Raw genomic sequence first — 17,962 nt, 5'->3', positions numbered from 1 at the left:
CGCCTCATGGTCACCAAAAAACCCAAGGGACTCGGCATGGGCCTCGAAGCCCTGCTCGGCCCGAAGATCGACGAGACGCCGGCGCCCGCGGGCGGCCCGACGCTGCCCACCACGCTGAAGCTCACGCAGATGCAGGCCGGCAGGTACCAGCCGCGCACGCGCATGGACGAAGGCTCGCTGTACGAGCTGGCCGAGAGCATCCGCGGCCAGGGCATCATGCAGCCGATCCTGGTGCGGCCGCTCGAGGGCGCGGGCGCGAAGGCGCAGCGCTACGAGATCATCGCCGGCGAACGCCGCTTCCGCGCCGCCAAGCTGGCCGGGCTCGACGAGGTGCCGGTGCTGGTGCGCGAGGTGCCCGACGAATCGGCCGCCGTGATGGCGCTGATCGAGAACATCCAGCGCGAGGACCTGAATCCGCTGGAAGAGGCGCAGGGCCTGAAGCGCCTCGTCGACGAGTTCGGCATGACGCACGAGGTCGCGGCGCAGTCCGTCGGCCGCTCGCGCAGCGCGGCCAGCAACCTGCTGCGCCTGCTCAATCTGGCGGCGCCGGTGCAGCAGATGCTGATGGCAGGCGACCTCGACATGGGCCATGCGCGCGCGCTGCTCACGCTGGAGCCGGCGCAGCAGATCCTCAACGCGACGGAGATCGTCGCCAGGAAGATGTCGGTGCGCGACGCCGAGAGGCTCGTCGCGCGCAGCCAGGCGAGCAGCGGACGGCAGACGCCGCTGCTGCGCGTCAAGAAGGAAAAGCGCGGAGACCTGGCGCGCCTCGAGGAGCAGCTCGCCGACAAGCTCGCCGCCGTCGTCGAGATCCGCATGCTCAAGAAGACGCGCCACGGCGACTCGGGCGAGATCGCGATCTCGTTCGGCTCGAATGACGAGCTGAGCGGATTGCTCGAGCGCCTCGGCCTGTCCGAGGAAGACTAGGGCAGGTTGCTGGTCACGCGGGTCAGCGAGCCCGCCGTGGCCGGCGTGAATTGCCACGCATCGCGGCGGTCGGTCTCGCCGTCGCCGAAGCCTGCGGGCGAGTTCAGCAGCGTCTGGCCCGACAGCGACGATGCGAGTCCCACGATCGCATCGCCCCGCAGCATCGGCGCGCTCGCGGCGACGTTGCCGAGCGCGATGCCGGTGCCGGAGAAGTCCAGCTGCGTCAGCGCGCCGGGCACGCAGAAACCCGTCGTGCCGGCCACGCAGGACAGCAGCGCCACGGGCGCCGCAGGCTGGTCGACGCGCGCGCCGGCCGCGCGCACCACGCCCACCCATTGCGAGCCGAGCGTCGTGCGCACCAGGTTGTCGCCGCTGGCCAGCACGAAGGCCTGCGGCTGTTCCACCGTGCCGGACAGGATCAGCCCGTCGGACGACGCCGCCAGCAGCTGCAGTGTCGTCGCCTCCGGTTCGACCAGCGTGGTGGCGCCGCTCGTCTTGCTCACGGTCTCGACCTGGTACTTGGGCTGGGTCGCCGTCGCGCCGCTGATCTCGACGCCCGCCACGTAGCCGCCCGCGTCCGTCAACGTGGCCGGTGCGAATGTGAAGCTGCCGACCGTGCGCGCGGTGCCGTTGGCCAGCGACAGCAGCGTGGTGCCGTCGACGACGTAGAGCGACTGCGCGTCGGACGTGGTCGCGGACGTGCCGCTGCCCGCGAGCGCGCGCAGGCTGCTCGCATCCACGCTCACGCCGCCGGCGGTCCAGTGCAGTTCGCGCAGCTGGCCGTCGATGGCCACGTAACCCAGGCCCTGCTGGCCCGGATCCGCGCCGATCCAGCCGTCGGCCGCCGCCATCTCGTCGACGGGCGGCGTGGGAACCTGCCCGAAGGTGGCGGCGTCCGCGATCTCGTAGGTCGCCGGCACCGGGTGCGTGCCGTCGACACCCAGCGAGGCGAAGAAGTATTGCGGCAGGCCGGTGGCGGCATCGCGCAGCGGCGCGATGACGTGCCGGACGAAGACAGGCGCCGTCGCGGCCACCATCGAGCTGCGGATCGCCCAGTCGTGGTTGCCGCCCTGGGCGTCGACCCAGGCGTCGTCGCCGCCGGCATCCATCGCGTAGGCGCGCACGGGCATGAACACGTCGGTCGCGCTCGACAACTGCACCGGCGCATGCGACTGGCCGCCGCGCAGGTCGATCGAAAAGAGCTTGCCGTCGTTGTCGTAGAACACCTTCGCGTGGCCCAGCGTCGTGACCGTGCGCGTGCCGGCGTTGTAGGTCGTTGCATCGGCGAAGACGAGATGCGACGACGCCCATTGGATGCCGTTGCTCATCACGAGCTTGACGTTCTGCACCGCGACCGTCGGGTGCGCGGGGTCCCAGACGCGCACGAACTGGCCGTTGGAATCGGTGGCGACGAACTCGGCCAGCAGGTAGGCCGACTCCGACGGTGCGGGTGCCGGCGCGGGCGGCGGCGGCGCGGTCGTCGAGCCGCCACCGCCGCCGCATGCGGCCAGGGTCGTGCAGGCGAGCGTCAGCCACAGGAGGCGCAGGCGCGTCTCGGTTCGAATCATCGGTGTCTCCGAAAGAGGCGGGACGCCGCGAAGGCCCGGGCAAGCCGAGCAGGCGGTGTCGTGCGCGACAAGACGAAGGCCTCGCCACGCCCGGTTCAGGCGACACGGGCTGGCGGGCGGGTCAATCCGCGCACGCGTGGAAAGAATCCTACAGGCGAGTTGAAATGTAGGCCGGGAAAGGACAAGATAAAACCGGAACAAGTCCTTATTCGCCTGATCGACAACCACAAAACCGTCGCACGCTGTAACCTACGGATTCAGAGAGAGTTCATCGTCCCTTTCCCCGCTGAACGGACTGCTCTGATGGCGCCTTGACTCACCGGTACGTACTTCCCGCAAGAACGTTCCGGTCTGGCCCGGACTCCATCAAAACATTCCAGACGCAAGCGCCTGGCCCGACTCGATTCACCTCGTGTTCGGCGCTTGCAGTGTCACTCAGCCCGGAGGTTTGTCATGGACGTGATCAGCCAGTTCGCAGCCCGCTACGAACGAACCCGCGAGGAAGAACTCTCGCTCGAAGAGTACCTGGCGGAATGCAAGCGCAACCCCCTGGCGTATGCCACGGCGCCGGAGCGCATGCTCAAGGCCATCGGCGAACCGCAGTCGATCGACACGCGCAACGACCCGCGCATGTCGCGCCTGTTCGCCAACAAGGTCATCAAGATCTATCCGGCCTTCGCCGAGTTCTACGGCATGGAGGACGCGATCGAGCAGGTCGTCTCGTACTTCCGCCACGCCGCGCAAGGGCTGGAAGAGAAGAAGCAGATCCTCTACCTGCTGGGCCCCGTGGGCGGCGGCAAGAGCTCCATCGCCGAGCGGCTGAAGGCGCTGATGGAGCAGGTGCCGTTCTATGCGATCAAGGGCTCGCCGGTCAACGAGTCGCCGCTGGGGCTGTTCAACGCAACCGAGGACGGGGCGATCCTCGAGAGCGAATACGGCATCCCGCGGCGCTACCTCAACCGCATCATGTCGCCGTGGGCGGTCAAGCGCCTGGAGGAATTCGGCGGCGACATCCGCAAGTTCAAGGTCGTCAAGCGCATGCCCTCCATCCTCAAGCAGGTGGGCATCAGCAAGACCGAGCCGGGTGACGAGAACAACCAGGACATCTCGTCGCTGGTGGGCAAGGTCGACATCCGCAAGCTCGAGACCTTCGCGCAGGACGATCCCGACGCCTACAGCTACTCCGGCGGCCTGTGCCTGGCCAACCAGGGCCTGCTCGAGTTCGTCGAGATGTTCAAGGCGCCGATCAAGGTGCTGCACCCGCTGCTCACCGCCACGCAGGAAGGCAACTTCAAGGGCACCGAAGGCTTCGGCGCGATCCCGTTCGATGGCATCGTGCTGGCCCACTCCAACGAGAGCGAGTGGAAGACCTTCCGCAACAACAAGAACAACGAGGCCTTCCTCGACCGCATCTACATCGTCAAGGTGCCGTATTGCCTGCGCGTCAGCGAGGAAGTCAAGATCTACGAGAAGCTCATCCGCGGCTCGTCGCTGGCGGACGCCACCTGCGCGCCGGGCACGCTCAAGATGATGGCGCAGTTCGCGATGCTTACGCGGCTGAAGGAGCCGGAGAACTCGTCGCTGTATTCGAAGATGCAGATCTACGATGGCGAGAACCTGAAGGACACCGACCCGCGCGCCAAGAGCTACCAGGAGTACCGCGACTACGCCGGCGTCGACGAAGGCATGAGCGGCATCTCGACGCGCTTCGCGTACAAGATCCTGTCCAAGGTCTTCAACTTCGACAGCCAGGAAGTGGCCGCCAATCCGGTGCACCTGATGTACGTGCTCGAGCAGCAGATCGAGCGCGAGCAGTTCCCGTCGGAGACCGAGCAGAAGTACGTCTCGTTCATCAAGGAGAACCTGGCGCCGCGCTATGCGGAGTTCATCGGCAAGGAGATCCAGACCGCCTACCTCGAGAGCTATTCGGAGTACGGCCAGAACATCTTCGACCGCTACGTCACCTACGCCGACTACTGGATCCAGGACCAGGAGTACCGCGACACCGACACCGGCGAGGTGTTCGATCGCAGCGCGCTGAATGCCGAGCTCGAGAAGATCGAGAAGCCCGCGGGCATCTCGAACCCCAAGGACTTTCGCAACGAGATCGTCAACTTCGTGCTGCGCGCCCGGGCGCAGAACAACGGCAAGAACCCGCTGTGGACGAGCTACGAGAAGCTGCGCGTCGTGATCGAGAAGAAGATGTTCTCGAACACGGAAGAGCTGCTGCCGGTCATCAGTTTCAACGCGAAGGCGAGCGCCGACGAGGCCCGCAAGCACGAGGACTTCGTCAACCGGATGGTGCAGAAGGGCTACACGCCGAAGCAGGTGCGCCTGCTCTGCGAGTGGTATCTCCGCGTTCGCAAGAGCTCCTGATCGAACGGTCTTCCTAGCAACAGTCCGCCGCGGAACGCTCGTCTCCGCGGCGCTCACCGCGCCAACCGCGTCACCAAATGCTGCAACAGATCATCGATCGACGGCTGTCCGGCAAGAACAAGTCGGTCGGCAACCGCGAGCGCTTCCTGCGCCGCCACAAGGCGCAGATCCGCGAGGCCGTGCGCCGCGCGGTCGACGGACGGGGCATCCGCGACCTCGAGCAGGGCGAGGACGTCCACATCCCCAAGCGCGACCTGAGCCAGCCGGTGTTCGGCCACGGCCAGGGCGGCAAGCGCGAGGCCGTGCATCCGGGCAACAGCGAGTACGTCACCGGCGACCGCATCAAGCGGCCCGACGGCGGTGGCGGGGGCGGCTCGGGCAGCGGCCAGGCGAGCGACTCCGGCGAGGGCGAGGACGACTTCGTGTTCCACCTCACCAAGGAAGAGTTCATGCAGGCGTTCTTCGACGACCTCGCATTGCCCAACCTGACTCGCACGCAGCTCGCCGAGATCCCCGAGTACAAGTCGCATCGCGCCGGCTTCGTCAACGACGGCACGCCCAGCAACCTCAGCATCGTGCGCTCGATGCGCGGCGCCCTCGGCCGGCGCATCGCGCTCAGCGCCGACAGTCGCGGCGAGCTGCGCGAGGCCGAGGCCGCGCTGGCCTTGCTGGAGGAGCAGGGCGCGCGCGACGAGGTCTCGCTCAAGCAGAAGGCCGACCTCGTCGAGCGCATCAAGTTCCTGAAGGGCCACATCGCGCGCGTGCCCTTCCTCGATCCGCTGGACCTGAAGTTCCGCAACCGCGTGCGGGTGCCGGTGCCGTCCACGCGCGCCGTCATGTTCTGCGTGATGGACGTGTCGGGCTCGATGGACGAGTCGCGCAAGGATCTCGCCAAGCGCTTCTTCATCCTGCTGTACCTGTTCCTGACGCGGCACTACGACAAGATCGAGGTCGTCTTCATCCGCCACCACACGCAGGCGGCCGAGGTCGACGAACAGAACTTCTTCCACGCCACCGAGACGGGCGGCACGGTGGTCTCCAGCGCACTGGTGCTGATGGACGAGATCATCCGTGCGCGCTATCCCGCCGACCAGTGGAACATCTACGGCGCGCAGGCCAGCGACGGCGACAACTGGCACCACGACAGCGGCCGCTGCCGCGAGCTGCTGATGGACAAGATCCTGCCCAAATGCCGCTACTTCGCCTACGTGCAGGTGGCCGAGCCCGAGCAGAACCTGTGGGAAGAGTACCAGCGCATCGTCGGCGAGGTGCCCCACTTCGCGATGCGCAAGGCGATCGAGGCCTCGCAGATCTATCCCGTGTTCCGCGAGCTGTTCCGCAAGGAAGGAGCGCAGGCGGCATGACGTTTCTGGAAAACCGTCGCGCGGTCGGCCGCAATGCGAGCGCCGACGAATATGGCGGCCGGCGCCGTGCCGGGCCGCCGCTGGAGCTCGCGCCGCTGAAGGAGCGCCCGGCGCAGCCGCTGCCCTCGCCCAGCGACTGGACCTTCGACATGATCGAGCAGTACCACGAGGTGATCCGCGCGACCGCGCAGCGCTTCGGGCTCGACACCTACCCGAACCAGCTCGAGATCATCACGTCCGAGCAGATGATGGACGCCTACGCCAGCGTCGGCATGCCGGTGAACTACCGTCACTGGAGCTACGGCAAGGAGTTCATCGCCACCGAGAAGAACTACAAGCGCGGCCAGATGGGCCTGGCCTACGAGATCGTCATCAACTCCGAGCCGTGCATCTCCTACCTGATGGAGGAGAACACGATGGCGATGCAGGCGCTCGTCATCGCGCACGCGGCCTACGGCCACAACAGCTTCTTCAAGGGCAACTACCTGTTCCGGATGTGGACGGACGCGTCGTCGATCATCGACTACCTCGTCTACTCGAAGAACTACGTCGCCGAGTGCGAGGGCCGCTACGGGCTCGACGCCGTCGAGGAATTGCTCGACTCCTGCCACGCGCTGATGAACCACGGCGTCGACCGCTATCGGCGCCCGAGCAAGCTGTCGCTCGCGCAGGAGCAGGCGGCGCGGGCCGATCGCGAGGCCTACGCGCAGCTGCAGGTCAACGACCTGTGGCGCACGCTGCCGCGCAAGGCCGCCAGCGACGACGGTGCCGCGCCGGAGCGCCGCTTCCCGAGCGAGCCGCAGGAGAACCTGCTTTACTTCATCGAGAAGAACGCGCCGCTGCTGGAGCCGTGGCAGCGCGAGATCGTGCGCATCGTGCGCAAGATCGCGCAGTACTTCTATCCGCAGCGCCAGACGCAGGTGATGAACGAGGGCTGGGCCACGTTCTGGCACCACCGGCTGCTCAACCAGATGTATGACGACGGGTATCTTGCCGACGGCATGATGATCGAGTGGCTGAAGTCGCACACCAACGTCGTCGCGCAGCCGCCGGTCACCTCGCGCAACTACTCGGGCATCAACCCGTACGCGCTGGGCTTCGCGATGTACACCGACATCAAGCGGATCTGCGAGAACCCGACCGACGAGGATCGCCAGTGGTTCCCCGACTTCGCCGGCACGCCCTGGCTGCCGACGCTGGACCACGCGATGCGCAACTTCAAGGACGAGAGCTTCATCGGCCAATACCTCTCGCCCAAGCTGATGCGCGACTTCCGCCTGTTCGCGATCGTCGACGACGAGAAGGACAGCGAACTCGAGATCGCCGCCATCCACGACGAGAACGGCTACCGCTCCCTGCGCGAGGCCCTGTCGCGCCAGTACGACCTGGGTTCGCGCGAGCCCAACATCCAGGTCTGGAACGTGAACCTGCGCGGCGACCGCTCGCTGACGCTGCGCCACACGCAGCACAACGACCGGCCGCTGCACGACAGCTCGCAGGAGGTGCTCAAGCACGTCGCGCGGCTGTGGGGCTTCGACGTGCATCTGGAGAGCGTCAACGGCAGGGGCGAGAGCACGCGCCGCTGGTCGGTGTCGCCGAGCAAGGCCTGAACGCCCGCCTGCTCGTTTTCCATGAGATCGACCTTTGTCGAGGATTCCCCACGTGACGCGGCGCGTTTCTGGATGTAACGTCCGGCGCTGGACAATGGGAGGGAGGTTCCGATGCTCAAGGTTGCAATGCTCGCGACGGCCGTGCTCGCGGTCGCCTCGACGGGCGCGATCGGGATCGTCGCCTCCACGAAGTCGGCCGCGCCAGCCGCCGAATCGCGCTGCCATCCGGGGCAGCCGCTGGACCTCGCCTGCGACCTGAAGGGGATCGACGCCGACGGCAACGGCACGATCTCCGCGGCCGAACTCGCGGAATTCGCCATGCCGGCCGCGACGCCGCTGCAGCCTGCGCCGGAGAGCGGCCTCGCCTTCCAGGACGCCGCCACCGAGCCTGGCCCGGTGCTGCCGGCATCGCTGGCCCCCGCCAGGCCGCAGCCGCTGGTGCCGGCGCTGTTTGCCCTCGGCGGCCTCGTGATCCTGTTGCGCCGGCGCCCGTCCTGAGCGCCGCGGACTGACGACGCTTCAGTGCGCCACGGCGCGCAAGTCCGCGTCGGCCTGCCGGCGCCAGGCCTCCAGCGCCACCTGCACCGCGTTCGTCCAGGCATCCCGCGAGAAGATCTGCCCGGGCTGGCTGGTCTGCGCCGACACCGTGACCGGCGGGCTGCCGCCGATCGTGATGTCGACGACGACGCTCGAGCGGATCACGCCCACCACCAGGCCAGGCTACAACCAGAGCCAGAACTTGCGCACGTGCACGTCCACGTCCAGCGCCGACGGCTGGTCATCCTCGACGCGATAGCCCGCCTGCGACAGCGCCGCGGCGACCTGGACGCGCATGACGTCGCGCAGGTCGGCCCGGTCCGACAGCACGACGTCGCCCTGCGCCAGCCCGTAGCCGTTGCGCTCGCGAGCCACCGCGTGCGCGCGCACTTCGGCCGACGCGCCGGAGGCGGGCTCGCCCAATGACGGGACGTCGGCCTGCCGCGGGACGTCCTCGAAGACGCGGTCGTCGCACACGTTGCGGATGCGCAGGATCTGGGCGACCGCCGCCGCGCGGGCACTCGCGGGCGGCGGCGGCACGTCGATGACGGTGCGCCCCGTCGCGCAGCCGGCGAGCCACGCGACACAGGCAAGCGAGGCCGGCGCGGCGAACCGGCGCCATGAGCGGACAAATCGACGGTCGATCACGCGCCTGGGCATGGCCGCTGTTCAGAGCGCGAAGATCTTGCCGGGATTCATGATGTTGTGCGGATCGAGCGCCTGCTTGATCTGTCGCATCATCGCGACCGCGCCGGCGCCGGCTTCGTCGACCAGGAAGCCCTGCTTGTGCAGGCCGATGCCGTGCTCGCCGGTGCAGGTGCCGCCGGCGGCGATCGCGCGTTGCACCAGTTGCTGATTGAGCCGCTCGGCCGCCTCGCGCTCCTCGGGCAGCGCCGGGTCGATCAGGTAGGCCACGTGGAAGTTGCCGTCGCCGACGTGGCCAACGATGAAGTGCGGGAGGCCGGCCGCCTCGGCCTCGGCCAGGGCCTGCGTCACGGCGTCGGCCAGGCCGGAGATGGGCACGCAGCAGTCCGTGGTGACCGCACGGCAGCCGGGTCGCAGCTGCAGGCCGGACAGGAACGCGTGGTGGCGCGCCGTCCACAGCCGCGTGCGTTCCTCGGGCGTCGTCGCCCACTGGAACGCCGTGCCGCCGTGCTCCGCCGCGAGTTCCTGCACGGTCCCGGCCTGCTCGGCGACGCTCGCCTCGCTGCCGTGGAACTCCATCAGCAGCATCGGCTTCTCGGCCAGGCCCAGCTTGTCGTGCCGGTTGACGGCGATCACGGCGTTGGCGTCCATCAGCTCGCAGCGGGCGATGGGCACGCCCATCTGGATGATCGCGATCACGGTGTCGACGGCGGCCGTGGCGTCGTCGAACGAGCAGACGGCCGCGGCCACGCTCTCGGGCAGCGGGTGCAGCTTCAGCGTGACCTCGGTGATGACGCCCAGCGTGCCCTCGCTGCCCACCATCAGCCGCGTCAGGTCGTAGCCGGCACTCGACTTGCGCGCCCGCGTGCCGGTGCGGATCACCTCGCCGCTGGCCGTGACCACCGTCAGCGCCAGCACGTTCTCGCGCATCGTGCCGTAGCGCACGGCGTTGGTGCCCGAGGCCCGCGTGGCCGACATGCCGCCCAGCGTCGCATCGGCGCCCGGGTCGATCGGGAAGAACAGCCCCGAGTCCTTGATCTCGCGATTGAGCTGCATGCGCGTGACGCCGGCCTGCACGGTGACGGTGAGATCGTCGGCATCGAGCCGCAGCACGCGAGCCATGCGCGAGACGTCGACGCTGACGCCGCCCTGCACCGCCAGCAGATGGCCTTCCAGCGACGAGCCCGCGCCGTACGGGATCACCGGCACGCGGTGTTCGGCCGCGGCCGCGACGACGAAGGCGACATCCTCGGTGCTCTCGCAGAAGACCACGGCCTCCGGCGGCGGCGCGTCGAACGGCGACTCGTCGCGGCCGTGCTGCTCGCGCACGGCCAGTGCGGTGGCGAAACGCTCGCCGAAGCGCGCGCGCAAGGCCTCGCTCATCGCGGCGGGCATGGGTCGCGGCAGGACGTTGAGGGTGAAGTCGACGGCGGTGTTCATGGCGGTGGCGGCTCGGCGCTTCCAGTCTACGCCCGCACGCGAAGTCCTACACTCACGCCCATGGCCAATCGACTCTCACAGATCGCGACCCGCACCGGCGACGACGGCACGACCGGACTCGGCGACGGCACGCGCGTGCCCAAGAGCCACGGACGCATCGCCGCGATGGGCGATGTCGACGAGCTCAACTCGCACCTCGGCGTGCTGCTGGCCGAGCCGCTGCCCGACGACGTGCGCGAGCTGCTCGTGACCATCCAGCACGAGCTGTTCAACCTCGGCGGCGAGCTGTCCATCCCCGGCTACAAGCTGCTCAAGGACGACGCCGTCGCCGCGCTCGACGCCGCGCTGGCGCACTACAACGCGGCGCTGCCGCGGCTGGCCGAGTTCATCCTGCCCGCGGGCACGCGCAGTGCGTCGCTCGCGCACGTCGCGCGCGCGGTCGCGCGGCGCGCGGAGCGGGCCGTCGTGATGCTGGCCGACAGCGAGGAGATCAACGCCGCGCCGCGGCTGTTCCTGAACCGATTGTCCGACCTGCTGTTCGTGCTGGCGCGCGTGCTCAATCGCGCCAACCTCGACGGCCTGGGCGGCGACGACGTCTACTGGCACAGCGCGCGTCTCGCGCGCAACCTCGACCCCGACGTCAACTAGCCTTGCCGGCGCGACGCGCGAGTACCGCATCGCGCAGCACGTCCAGCACGGCGATCGAGTCGTCCCAGCCGATGCAGCCGTCGGTGATGCTCTTGCCGTACTCGAGCGCGGCCGGGTCGTCCTTGCCCGGCGTGAACTTCTGCGCCCCGGCGATGAGGTGGCTCTCCACCATCACGCCGAAGATGCAGTGGTTGCCCGACGCCACCTGGTCGCCGACGTCGCGCGCGACCGCCACCTGGCGCTCGAACTTCTTCTCGCTGTTGGCGTGGCTGAAGTCGATCATCAGCTTGCACTCGAGCTTGGCCGCCTCCAGCTCGGCGCACGCCGATCGCACGCTGGCCGCGTCGTAGTTGGGCGCCTTGCCGCCGCGCAGGATCACGTGGCAATCCTTGTTGCCGCGGGTCTCGACGATTGCGACCTGGCCGTTCTTGTGCACCGACATGAAGTGGTGCGGGCGCCCGGCCGCCTGGATCGCGTCGATCGCGATCTTGAGATTGCCGTCCGTGCCGTTCTTGAAGCCGACCGGCGCCGACAGCCCCGACGCCAGCTCGCGATGCACCTGGCTCTCGGTGGTGCGCGCGCCGATCGCCCCCCAGCTGATCAGGTCGCCGATGTATTGCGGCGAGATCACGTCGAGGAACTCGCCGGCGGCAGGCACGCCCAGGCGGTTGATGTCCAGCAGCAGCTGGCGCGCGATGCGCAGGCCCTCGTGGATGCGGTAGCTCTCGTCGAGGTAGGGATCGTTGATCAGCCCCTTCCAGCCGACCGTGGTGCGCGGCTTCTCGAAGTAGACGCGCATCACGATCTCGAGCGTGTCGGCGTACTTCTCGCGCTCGGCCTTGAGCTTGCGCGCGTACTCGAGCGCCGCGGCCGGATCGTGGATCGAGCACGGGCCGATCACCACCAGCAGCCGGTCGTCCGAGCCGGCCAGGATGTTGCGCACCGCGCCGCGCGTGTTGCCGATTAGCGTCTCCACCGGCGTGCCGGCGATCGGGAAGAAACGGATGAGGTGCTCCGGCGGTGGCAGCGGCGTGACGTCGCGGATGCGCTGGTCGTCGGTGTCGCTGGTGCGTTCGCTCAGCGACAGCGTGTGGCGCGCTTCGGGCTGCGGTTTCGGATTCGTCATCGGTCGGCTCTCCAGGATGGCAACTCGGCGCCGGCGAAAAAAAACCGCCGGGTTTGCCGGCGGTCTTTCGAAGGTCTCGTCTGCTTATCTGCGCGCGATTGCTTCTCCAGCCACCTGACGGGGCGAGAACCAAAAGTACGAAAAGAAGAAGCGCGAGACGTTCATGGAAATTCGAATGTAGCACGCCGCGCGAAGCGCGTGGCTTCGCGCGGCGTGAAGCGATGCTTAAGCCGTGCCGCCGACCACGAGGCCGTCGATGCGCAGCGTCGGCTGCCCGACGCCGACCGGCACGCTCTGGCCTTCCTTGCCGCAGACGCCCACGCCCGAGTCGAGCTCCATGTCGTTGCCGATCATCGAGATGCGCGTCAGCGCCTCGGGCCCGTTGCCGATCAGCGTCGCGCCCTTGACCGGGTAGAGGATCTTGCCGTTCTCGACCCAGTAGGCCTCGCTCGCGGAGAACACGAACTTGCCGCTGGTGATGTCGACCTGGCCGCCGCCGAAGTTGGTCGCGTACAGGCCGCGCTTGATCGACGCGACGATCTCCTCGCGCGGCTTGTCGCCGGCCAGCATGTAGGTGTTGGTCATGCGCGGCATCGGCGTGTGCGCGTAGCTCTCGCGGCGGCCGTTGCCGGTGGGCTTGACGCCCATCAGGCGCGCGTTCATCGAGTCCTGGATGTAGCCGCGCAGGATGCCGTCCTCGATCAGCACGTTGCGCTGGCTCGCGTTGCCCTCGTCGTCGACGTTGAGCGAGCCGCGGCGATCGGCGATGGTGCCGTCGTCCAGCACCGTCACGCCCTTGGCCGCGACGCGCTTGCCGATGCGGCCGGCGAACGTGCTCGAGCCCTTGCGGTTGAAGTCGCCTTCGAGGCCGTGGCCGACCGCCTCGTGCAGCAGCACGCCGGGCCAGCCCGGGCCGAGCACGACCGTCATCTCGCCGGCCGGCACCGGACGCGATTCGAGGTTGACCAGCGCCGCGTTGACGGCCTGGTCGACGTACTTGGCCAGGATGTTGTCGGTGAAGTAGCCGAGCCCGAATCGGCCGCCGCCACCGCCCGAGCCGGTCTCGCGGCGGCCGTTCTGCTCGGCGATGACGGTGATCGACAGGCGCACCAGCGGGCGCACATCCGCGGCGCGCGTGCCGTCGGCGCGCGCGATCAGCACGACGTCGTGCTCGGCGGCCAGGCCGGCCATCACCTGCACGATGCGCGGGTCGCGCGCGCGGGCCATCTTCTCGATGCGCTCCAGCAGCGCGACTTTCTGCGTCGAGTCGAGCGTGGCGATCGGGTCGGCCGTGCCGTACAGCAGGCGGCTGGTGGAGATCTTCGTCTTCGTCTGCAGCTTGACGCGGCGGCTCTGCCCGGCCGCGCCGATCGCGCGCACGGTGCGGGCGGCGTCCATCAGCGAGGCGGCCGAGATGTCGTCGGAGTACGCGAAGGCCGTCTTCTCGCCGGCGACGGCCCGCACGCCGACGCCCTGGTCGATCGAGAAGCTGCCGCTCTTGACGATGCCCTCCTCGAGGCTCCAGCCCTCGTGGCGCGTGGTCTGGAAGTAGAGGTCGGCGTCGTCGACCTTGTGCTCGCCCATCGCGGCCAGCGTCGCGGCGAGGTGCGATTCGTTGAGTCCGAAGGGCTCGAGCAGCAGGCCTTCGGCGATGGCCAGGCGTTCGATCGTGGGTTCGCGTAAGATCACGGCGGGCTCCTGAATGAGGGGCTGAGGCGGATACCGGTCAGCAGGGGAATGCGGATCATTTTGCAAGGATTCGACGCATGCCGGTCGCGGAAGTCTGACAGGTTAGGAGGCCGATTGCCGCGCGGTGCGCCTTGACCCTCAACTTCGCAGCCGTCATGCGTCGTCGTCATCGTCCTCAGGCTCGTCCGCGCGCCAGGCCAACGCCTGCGCGTAGAGGCGCTTGCGCGGCAGGCTGCACAACTCGGCGGCCAGCGCCGAGGCCTGCTTCAACGGCAACTCGCGCAGCAGCACGCGCAACGTGCGCTCGGCCTCGGCCGGCAGCGCGTCCTCGTTCGCCGGCCGCGCGGGCGCGGCGTGCAGCACCAGCACGAACTCACCGCGCCGGTGGTTGGCGTCGGCCGCGAGCCAGGCCGGGAAGTCGGCGACGGGCAGCGTCGCGACCTGCTCGAACTGCTTGGTCAGCTCGCGGCAGACCGTGAGCCGGCGCCGCGTCTCGCCGCCGCCGAGCGCGTCGCCCATCGCCGCGGCCAGCGCCTCGATGCGATGCGGCGCCTCGAAGATCACGGTCGACTGGCGCGCGTCCTTCAGCCGCCCGAGTTCGGTGGCGCGCTCCTGCGCCTTGTTCGACAGGAAGCCGGCGAACGCGAAGCCCTGCGCGGCGGCGTCCCCCGCCACGCTCAACGCGGTGACCGCGCTGCTGGCGCCCGGCAACGGCATGACGCGATAGCCCGCGGCCGCGACGACCTGCACCAGCACCGCGCCCGGGTCGGACACCGCCGGCGTGCCCGCGTCGCTGACGTAGGCCACGCGCTCGCCCGCGGCCAGGCGCGCGCAGACCTGCGCGGCGCCGGCGCGCTCGTTGTGTTCGTGCAGCGCCAACAGCGGCTTTTCGAGGCCGAAATGCCGCAGGAAGGCGCCGCTGGTGCGCGTATCCTCGCAGCCGATGGCGTCGGCCAGCGCGAGCACGTGCAGCGCGCGCAGGCTGATGTCGGCGAGGTTGCCGATGGGCGTGGCCACCACGTAGAGGCAGCCGCGCGGGTAGTCCTGCAGGCCTGCCACGGCCGCGGCAGTCTGCAGCGCCTGGCGCGGGACCAGGGGCGCGGCGGAGGCATCGTCGCCGGGAGCGGGCAGGGAGTGATCGGACACGATGGCTTGGCCTTGGATGAAGCGGACGAACGCGAAGGACGCCGGCACTCCGGCAAACCCTGCGACGGCAGGCGAGACGGCCCGCGCGCGCACCGGACGGGCCGGCGAGGCGCTGGCCCAGCGCTACCTCGAGGCGCGCGGCTTGCGCGTCCTCGAACGCAATTATCGAGTGGCGCGTGGCCGCTCCCGGCTCGGCGGCGAAATCGACCTGATTCTGCTCGACACCGACGGCACGCTGGTGTTCGTCGAGGTGCGCGTGCGCCGCGGCGCCATGGGCGGCGGCGCGGCCGCCAGCGTCAACCCGGCGAAGCGGGCGCGGCTGGTCTATGCGGCGCAGACGTACCTGTCACGGTTGTCCCGGGTGCCGCCCTGCCGGTTCGACGTCGTCGCGGTGGACGGTGATCGCGTGCAGTGGCTGAAGGCCGCGTTCGACGAGAGCTGAGCTCGGATTCGGCGCTTGCAAAGGGCTGTTCGGCACCACGCCAGCCGTCTTGATAGGTACAAACCCGCGATATCGACGAAATCTTTCTGGCCCGCGCGCTTTTCGGATCGCGCAGCGGCCACGGAACTCGACCGCACGACGAGACTCTGTCCTACGAGGTGCTGAACTATGATCCGCGCGCGGTCTCCCTCCGGCCGCGTCAACCTGGTTTCCATGCTCGAACCCCGCATCCAACAGCATTTCTTCGAAAGCGCCGACCTCAGCTACCAGGCGGCCGAGGCCATGGCCCGCCCGATCGCCGACGCCGCACAGGCGATCGTCGACTGCGTCACGGCCGGCGGCCGCATCTGGGTGCATGGCCGCGGCGTGGCCCAGGCGCCGGCGCAGCTGCTCGGGGCCGCGCTGTCGGGCCGCTTCGAGCGCGAGCGCCCCGGCCTGGCGGCGATGGTGCTGGCGGTCGATCCGCTGCTGCTGTCCGAGGCCCGTGCGTCGGATGAGGACGCGCCGGCCGTCACGCAGCTGCGCGTGCTGGGCCAGGCCGGCGACGTGCTGGTCGCGTTCGCGATGCGTCCCGACGACGCGCTGCTGGCCTCGGTCGTCGGCGCGGCCCACGAGCGCGAGATGAGCGCACTGGTCATCGCCGGACGCGAGCCGGGCGCCAATGGCACGCGGCCCGCGGGCCACGCGATCACGGCCGAGACCGACATCTGGATCACCGTCCCGCACGAGCGCGCCGCGCGCATCTGCGAACTCCAACTGCTGACGCTGCATGCCCTGTGCGATGCCGTCGATCTCCAACTCCTCGGCGACGCCGACCTCTGATGACCATGAACACCTCCTCCTCGCCCATCCGCCGCCGCCACCCGCTGGTCACGACCGCCCTCGTCGGCGCGCTGGCCGTCGCCTCGCTCGCGTCGCTGCAAGGCTGCATCGCGCTCGTGGGTGCGGGCGCGGTGGGTGCGGGCATGTCCTTCAACGACCGCCGCACGGGCGGGGCGCAGATCGAGGACCAGTCGATCGAGCTGAAGGCCGGCGGCCGCATCCGCGACGCCATCGGCGACAAGGGCCACATCAACGTCACCAGCTACAACCGCATCGCGCTGATCAGCGGCGAGGTGCCCGACGAGGCCGGCAAGGCCGGTGCGGAGAAGGCCGTCGCCGGCATCGAGGGCGTCGCCACCGTCGTCAACGAGCTCGAGGTCGGCCCGAACAGCACGATCAGCACGCGTTCCAGCGACACCGTGATCACCGGTCGCGTCAAGAGCGCGCTGATCGACGCCAAGGACATCCAGTCCAGCGCGATCAAGGTCGTCACCGAGCGCGGCAACGTCTACCTTATGGGCCGTGTCAGCGAGCGCGAGGCCACGCGCGCCGCCGACATCGCGCGTTCGCAGCCCAGCGTGCTCAAGGTCGTGCGCGTGTTCGAGATCCTCACCGACGAACAGCTGAGCAACCTCAAGTAACGCGACACGCCGCGCCAACGAGAACGGACGCCGCGGCGTCCGTTTTGCATGGGCGCGCGCCGCCTATTTGTTCAGCAGCCGGATCAGGCTCGACGTGTCCCAGCGGCCGCCGCCGCGGTTCTGGATCTCGGCGTAGAACTGGTCGATCAGCGCCGTGGCCGGCAGGCGCGCGCCGTTGCGGCGCGACTCGTCCAGCACGAGGCCCAGGTCCTTGCGCATCCAGTCGACGGCGAAGCCGAAGTCGAACTTGTCCTGCACCATCGTCTTGCCGCGGTTGTCCATCTGCCAGCTCTGCGCGGCGCCCTTGCCGATGACGTCGAGCACGGCGGGCATGTCCAGCCCGGCGCGCGTGCCGAAGGCCACCGCCTCGGCCAAGCCCTGGACGAGTCCGGCGATGCAGATCTGGTTGACCATCTTCGCGAGCTGGCCGGCGCCGCTGTCGCCCAGGCGCGTGACCGCGCGCGCGAAGGCCATCGCGACCGGCCTCATCGCGTCGAACGGGCCGGATTCGCCGCCGCACATCACCGTGAGCAGGCCGTTGATCGCGCCCGCCTCGCCGCCCGAGACCGGCGCGTCGACGAAGTGCAGCCCGCGCGAGCGCGCCATGCCGTGCAGCTCGCGCGCAATGTCGGCCGACGCGGTCGTGTGGTCGACCAGCGTCGTGCCCGGCGCCATGCCGGCGAACGCGCCGTCCTCGTCGCCGGCGACCACCGCGCGCAGGTCGGCGTCGTTGCCGACGCACACGAACACGAACTCGGCGCCCTCGGCGGCCGCGCGCGGCGTCGGGGCCGCGCGGCCGCCATGCCGGGCGACCCAGGCCTCGGCCTTGGCCGCGGTGCGGTTGTAGACGGTCACCTGGTGCCCGGCCGCGGCCAGGTGGCCGGCCATCGGGCCACCCATCACGCCCAGGCCCAGGAAGGCCACCTTGCGGGACGGGGTTGCTTCGTATTGTTTGGTCATCGCATCGAGATGGTCAGCTCA

At 69.1% G+C, this 17,962-nt stretch carries 17 protein-coding genes; 9 read left to right on the top strand and 8 right to left on the bottom strand.

Annotation, left to right across the window (positions count from 1 at the left end):
* Positions 1-6: 6 nt before the first annotated feature.
* Positions 7-927 carry a ParB/RepB/Spo0J family partition protein gene (locus LPC04_RS17950; protein ID WP_275683634.1) on the top strand — a complete coding sequence of 307 codons (921 nt, stop codon included), beginning with the start codon at positions 7-9 and terminating at the stop codon, positions 925-927.
* Here the strand turns inward: LPC04_RS17950 and LPC04_RS17945 are convergent.
* Positions 924-2,495, bottom strand: a complete 1,572-nt coding sequence (locus LPC04_RS17945; RefSeq protein ID WP_275683633.1) for a hypothetical protein — start codon at positions 2,493-2,495, stop codon at positions 924-926. The genes LPC04_RS17950 and LPC04_RS17945 overlap by 4 nt on opposite strands.
* A gap of 453 nt (positions 2,496-2,948) precedes the next feature.
* On the opposite strand from LPC04_RS17945, the gene LPC04_RS17940 reads away from it, so the two are divergent.
* The 4 genes from LPC04_RS17940 (at position 2,949) to LPC04_RS17925 (ending at position 8,343) form a co-directional block, all read left to right on the top strand.
* The gene (locus LPC04_RS17940) at positions 2,949-4,871 is read left to right on the top strand and encodes a PrkA family serine protein kinase (protein WP_275683632.1); all 1,923 of its coding nucleotides are present in this window, start codon (positions 2,949-2,951) and stop codon (positions 4,869-4,871) included.
* A gap of 77 nt (positions 4,872-4,948) precedes the next feature.
* Positions 4,949-6,235, top strand: coding sequence for a YeaH/YhbH family protein (locus tag LPC04_RS17935; RefSeq protein ID WP_275683631.1), 1,287 nt, complete (start codon positions 4,949-4,951; stop codon positions 6,233-6,235).
* Complete coding sequence (locus tag LPC04_RS17930) at positions 6,232-7,845, top strand: SpoVR family protein (RefSeq protein WP_420854740.1); 1,614 nt, start codon at positions 6,232-6,234, stop codon at positions 7,843-7,845. Before LPC04_RS17935 ends, LPC04_RS17930 begins: the two co-directional genes overlap by 4 nt.
* Before the next feature lie 111 nt (positions 7,846-7,956).
* Positions 7,957-8,343: a hypothetical protein gene (locus LPC04_RS17925; protein WP_275683630.1), complete on the top strand. Its 387-nt coding sequence runs from the start codon at positions 7,957-7,959 to the stop codon at positions 8,341-8,343.
* 21 nt (positions 8,344-8,364) lie between these two features.
* On the opposite strand, the gene LPC04_RS17920 is transcribed toward LPC04_RS17925, so the two are convergent.
* The 3 genes from LPC04_RS17920 to LPC04_RS17910 are packed head-to-tail and all read right to left on the bottom strand — an operon-like array spanning position 8,365 to position 10,467.
* Positions 8,365-8,547, bottom strand: coding sequence for a hypothetical protein (locus LPC04_RS17920; RefSeq protein ID WP_275683629.1), 183 nt, complete (start codon positions 8,545-8,547; stop codon positions 8,365-8,367).
* Positions 8,548-8,565: 18 nt separating this feature from the next.
* Entirely contained in the window at positions 8,566-9,042 is a 477-nt protein-coding gene (locus LPC04_RS17915; RefSeq protein ID WP_275683628.1) for a hypothetical protein, read from the bottom strand.
* A gap of 9 nt (positions 9,043-9,051) precedes the next feature.
* Positions 9,052-10,467 (bottom strand): FAD-binding oxidoreductase, encoded by a 1,416-nt coding sequence (locus LPC04_RS17910; protein WP_275683627.1) that lies wholly within the window; start codon positions 10,465-10,467, stop codon positions 9,052-9,054.
* A gap of 60 nt (positions 10,468-10,527) precedes the next feature.
* On the opposite strand from LPC04_RS17910, the gene LPC04_RS17905 reads away from it, so the two are divergent.
* Positions 10,528-11,115, top strand: a complete 588-nt coding sequence (locus tag LPC04_RS17905; protein ID WP_275683626.1) for a cob(I)yrinic acid a,c-diamide adenosyltransferase — start codon at positions 10,528-10,530, stop codon at positions 11,113-11,115.
* Here the strand turns inward: LPC04_RS17905 and LPC04_RS17900 are convergent.
* The 3 genes from LPC04_RS17900 to rsmI all read right to left on the bottom strand — a co-directional run bounded on the left by LPC04_RS17900 (position 11,108) and on the right by rsmI (position 15,007).
* Positions 11,108-12,241 carry a 3-deoxy-7-phosphoheptulonate synthase gene (locus tag LPC04_RS17900; RefSeq protein WP_275683625.1) on the bottom strand — a complete coding sequence of 378 codons (1,134 nt, stop codon included), beginning with the start codon at positions 12,239-12,241 and terminating at the stop codon, positions 11,108-11,110. The genes LPC04_RS17905 and LPC04_RS17900 overlap by 8 nt on opposite strands.
* Positions 12,242-12,466: 225 nt before the next feature.
* Positions 12,467-13,930, bottom strand: coding sequence for a metalloprotease TldD (gene tldD / locus LPC04_RS17895; RefSeq protein WP_275683624.1), 1,464 nt, complete (start codon positions 13,928-13,930; stop codon positions 12,467-12,469).
* A 153-nt stretch (positions 13,931-14,083) separates the two neighbouring features.
* On the bottom strand, positions 14,084-15,007 hold the full coding sequence (rsmI, locus tag LPC04_RS17890; RefSeq protein WP_420854742.1) for a 16S rRNA (cytidine(1402)-2'-O)-methyltransferase: 924 nt from the start codon (positions 15,005-15,007) through the stop codon (positions 14,084-14,086).
* A gap of 85 nt (positions 15,008-15,092) precedes the next feature.
* Between rsmI and LPC04_RS17885 the strand changes: the two genes are divergently transcribed.
* From LPC04_RS17885 to LPC04_RS17875, 3 genes are all read left to right on the top strand, one after another.
* Positions 15,093-15,518, top strand: a complete 426-nt coding sequence (locus LPC04_RS17885) for a YraN family protein (protein WP_275683623.1) — start codon at positions 15,093-15,095, stop codon at positions 15,516-15,518.
* 213 nt (positions 15,519-15,731) lie between these two features.
* Positions 15,732-16,340 carry an SIS domain-containing protein gene (locus LPC04_RS17880; RefSeq protein ID WP_275683622.1) on the top strand — a complete coding sequence of 203 codons (609 nt, stop codon included), beginning with the start codon at positions 15,732-15,734 and terminating at the stop codon, positions 16,338-16,340.
* A gap of 5 nt (positions 16,341-16,345) precedes the next feature.
* Positions 16,346-16,981 carry a BON domain-containing protein gene (locus LPC04_RS17875; protein ID WP_275683621.1) on the top strand — a complete coding sequence of 212 codons (636 nt, stop codon included), beginning with the start codon at positions 16,346-16,348 and terminating at the stop codon, positions 16,979-16,981.
* 63 nt (positions 16,982-17,044) lie between these two features.
* Here LPC04_RS17875 and LPC04_RS17870 read toward each other — a convergent pair whose 3' ends face one another.
* Positions 17,045-17,941: an NAD(P)-dependent oxidoreductase gene (locus LPC04_RS17870; protein WP_275683620.1), complete on the bottom strand. Its 897-nt coding sequence runs from the start codon at positions 17,939-17,941 to the stop codon at positions 17,045-17,047.
* Positions 17,942-17,962: the final 21 nt, after the last annotated feature.

The sequence above is a fragment of the Scleromatobacter humisilvae genome (assembly GCF_023231945.1).
Lineage (GTDB): Bacteria > Pseudomonadota > Gammaproteobacteria > Burkholderiales > Burkholderiaceae_C > Scleromatobacter > Scleromatobacter humisilvae.
Note: the sequence above shows the minus strand (reverse complement) of the source record. Positions and strands in the feature narration are given on the sequence as shown.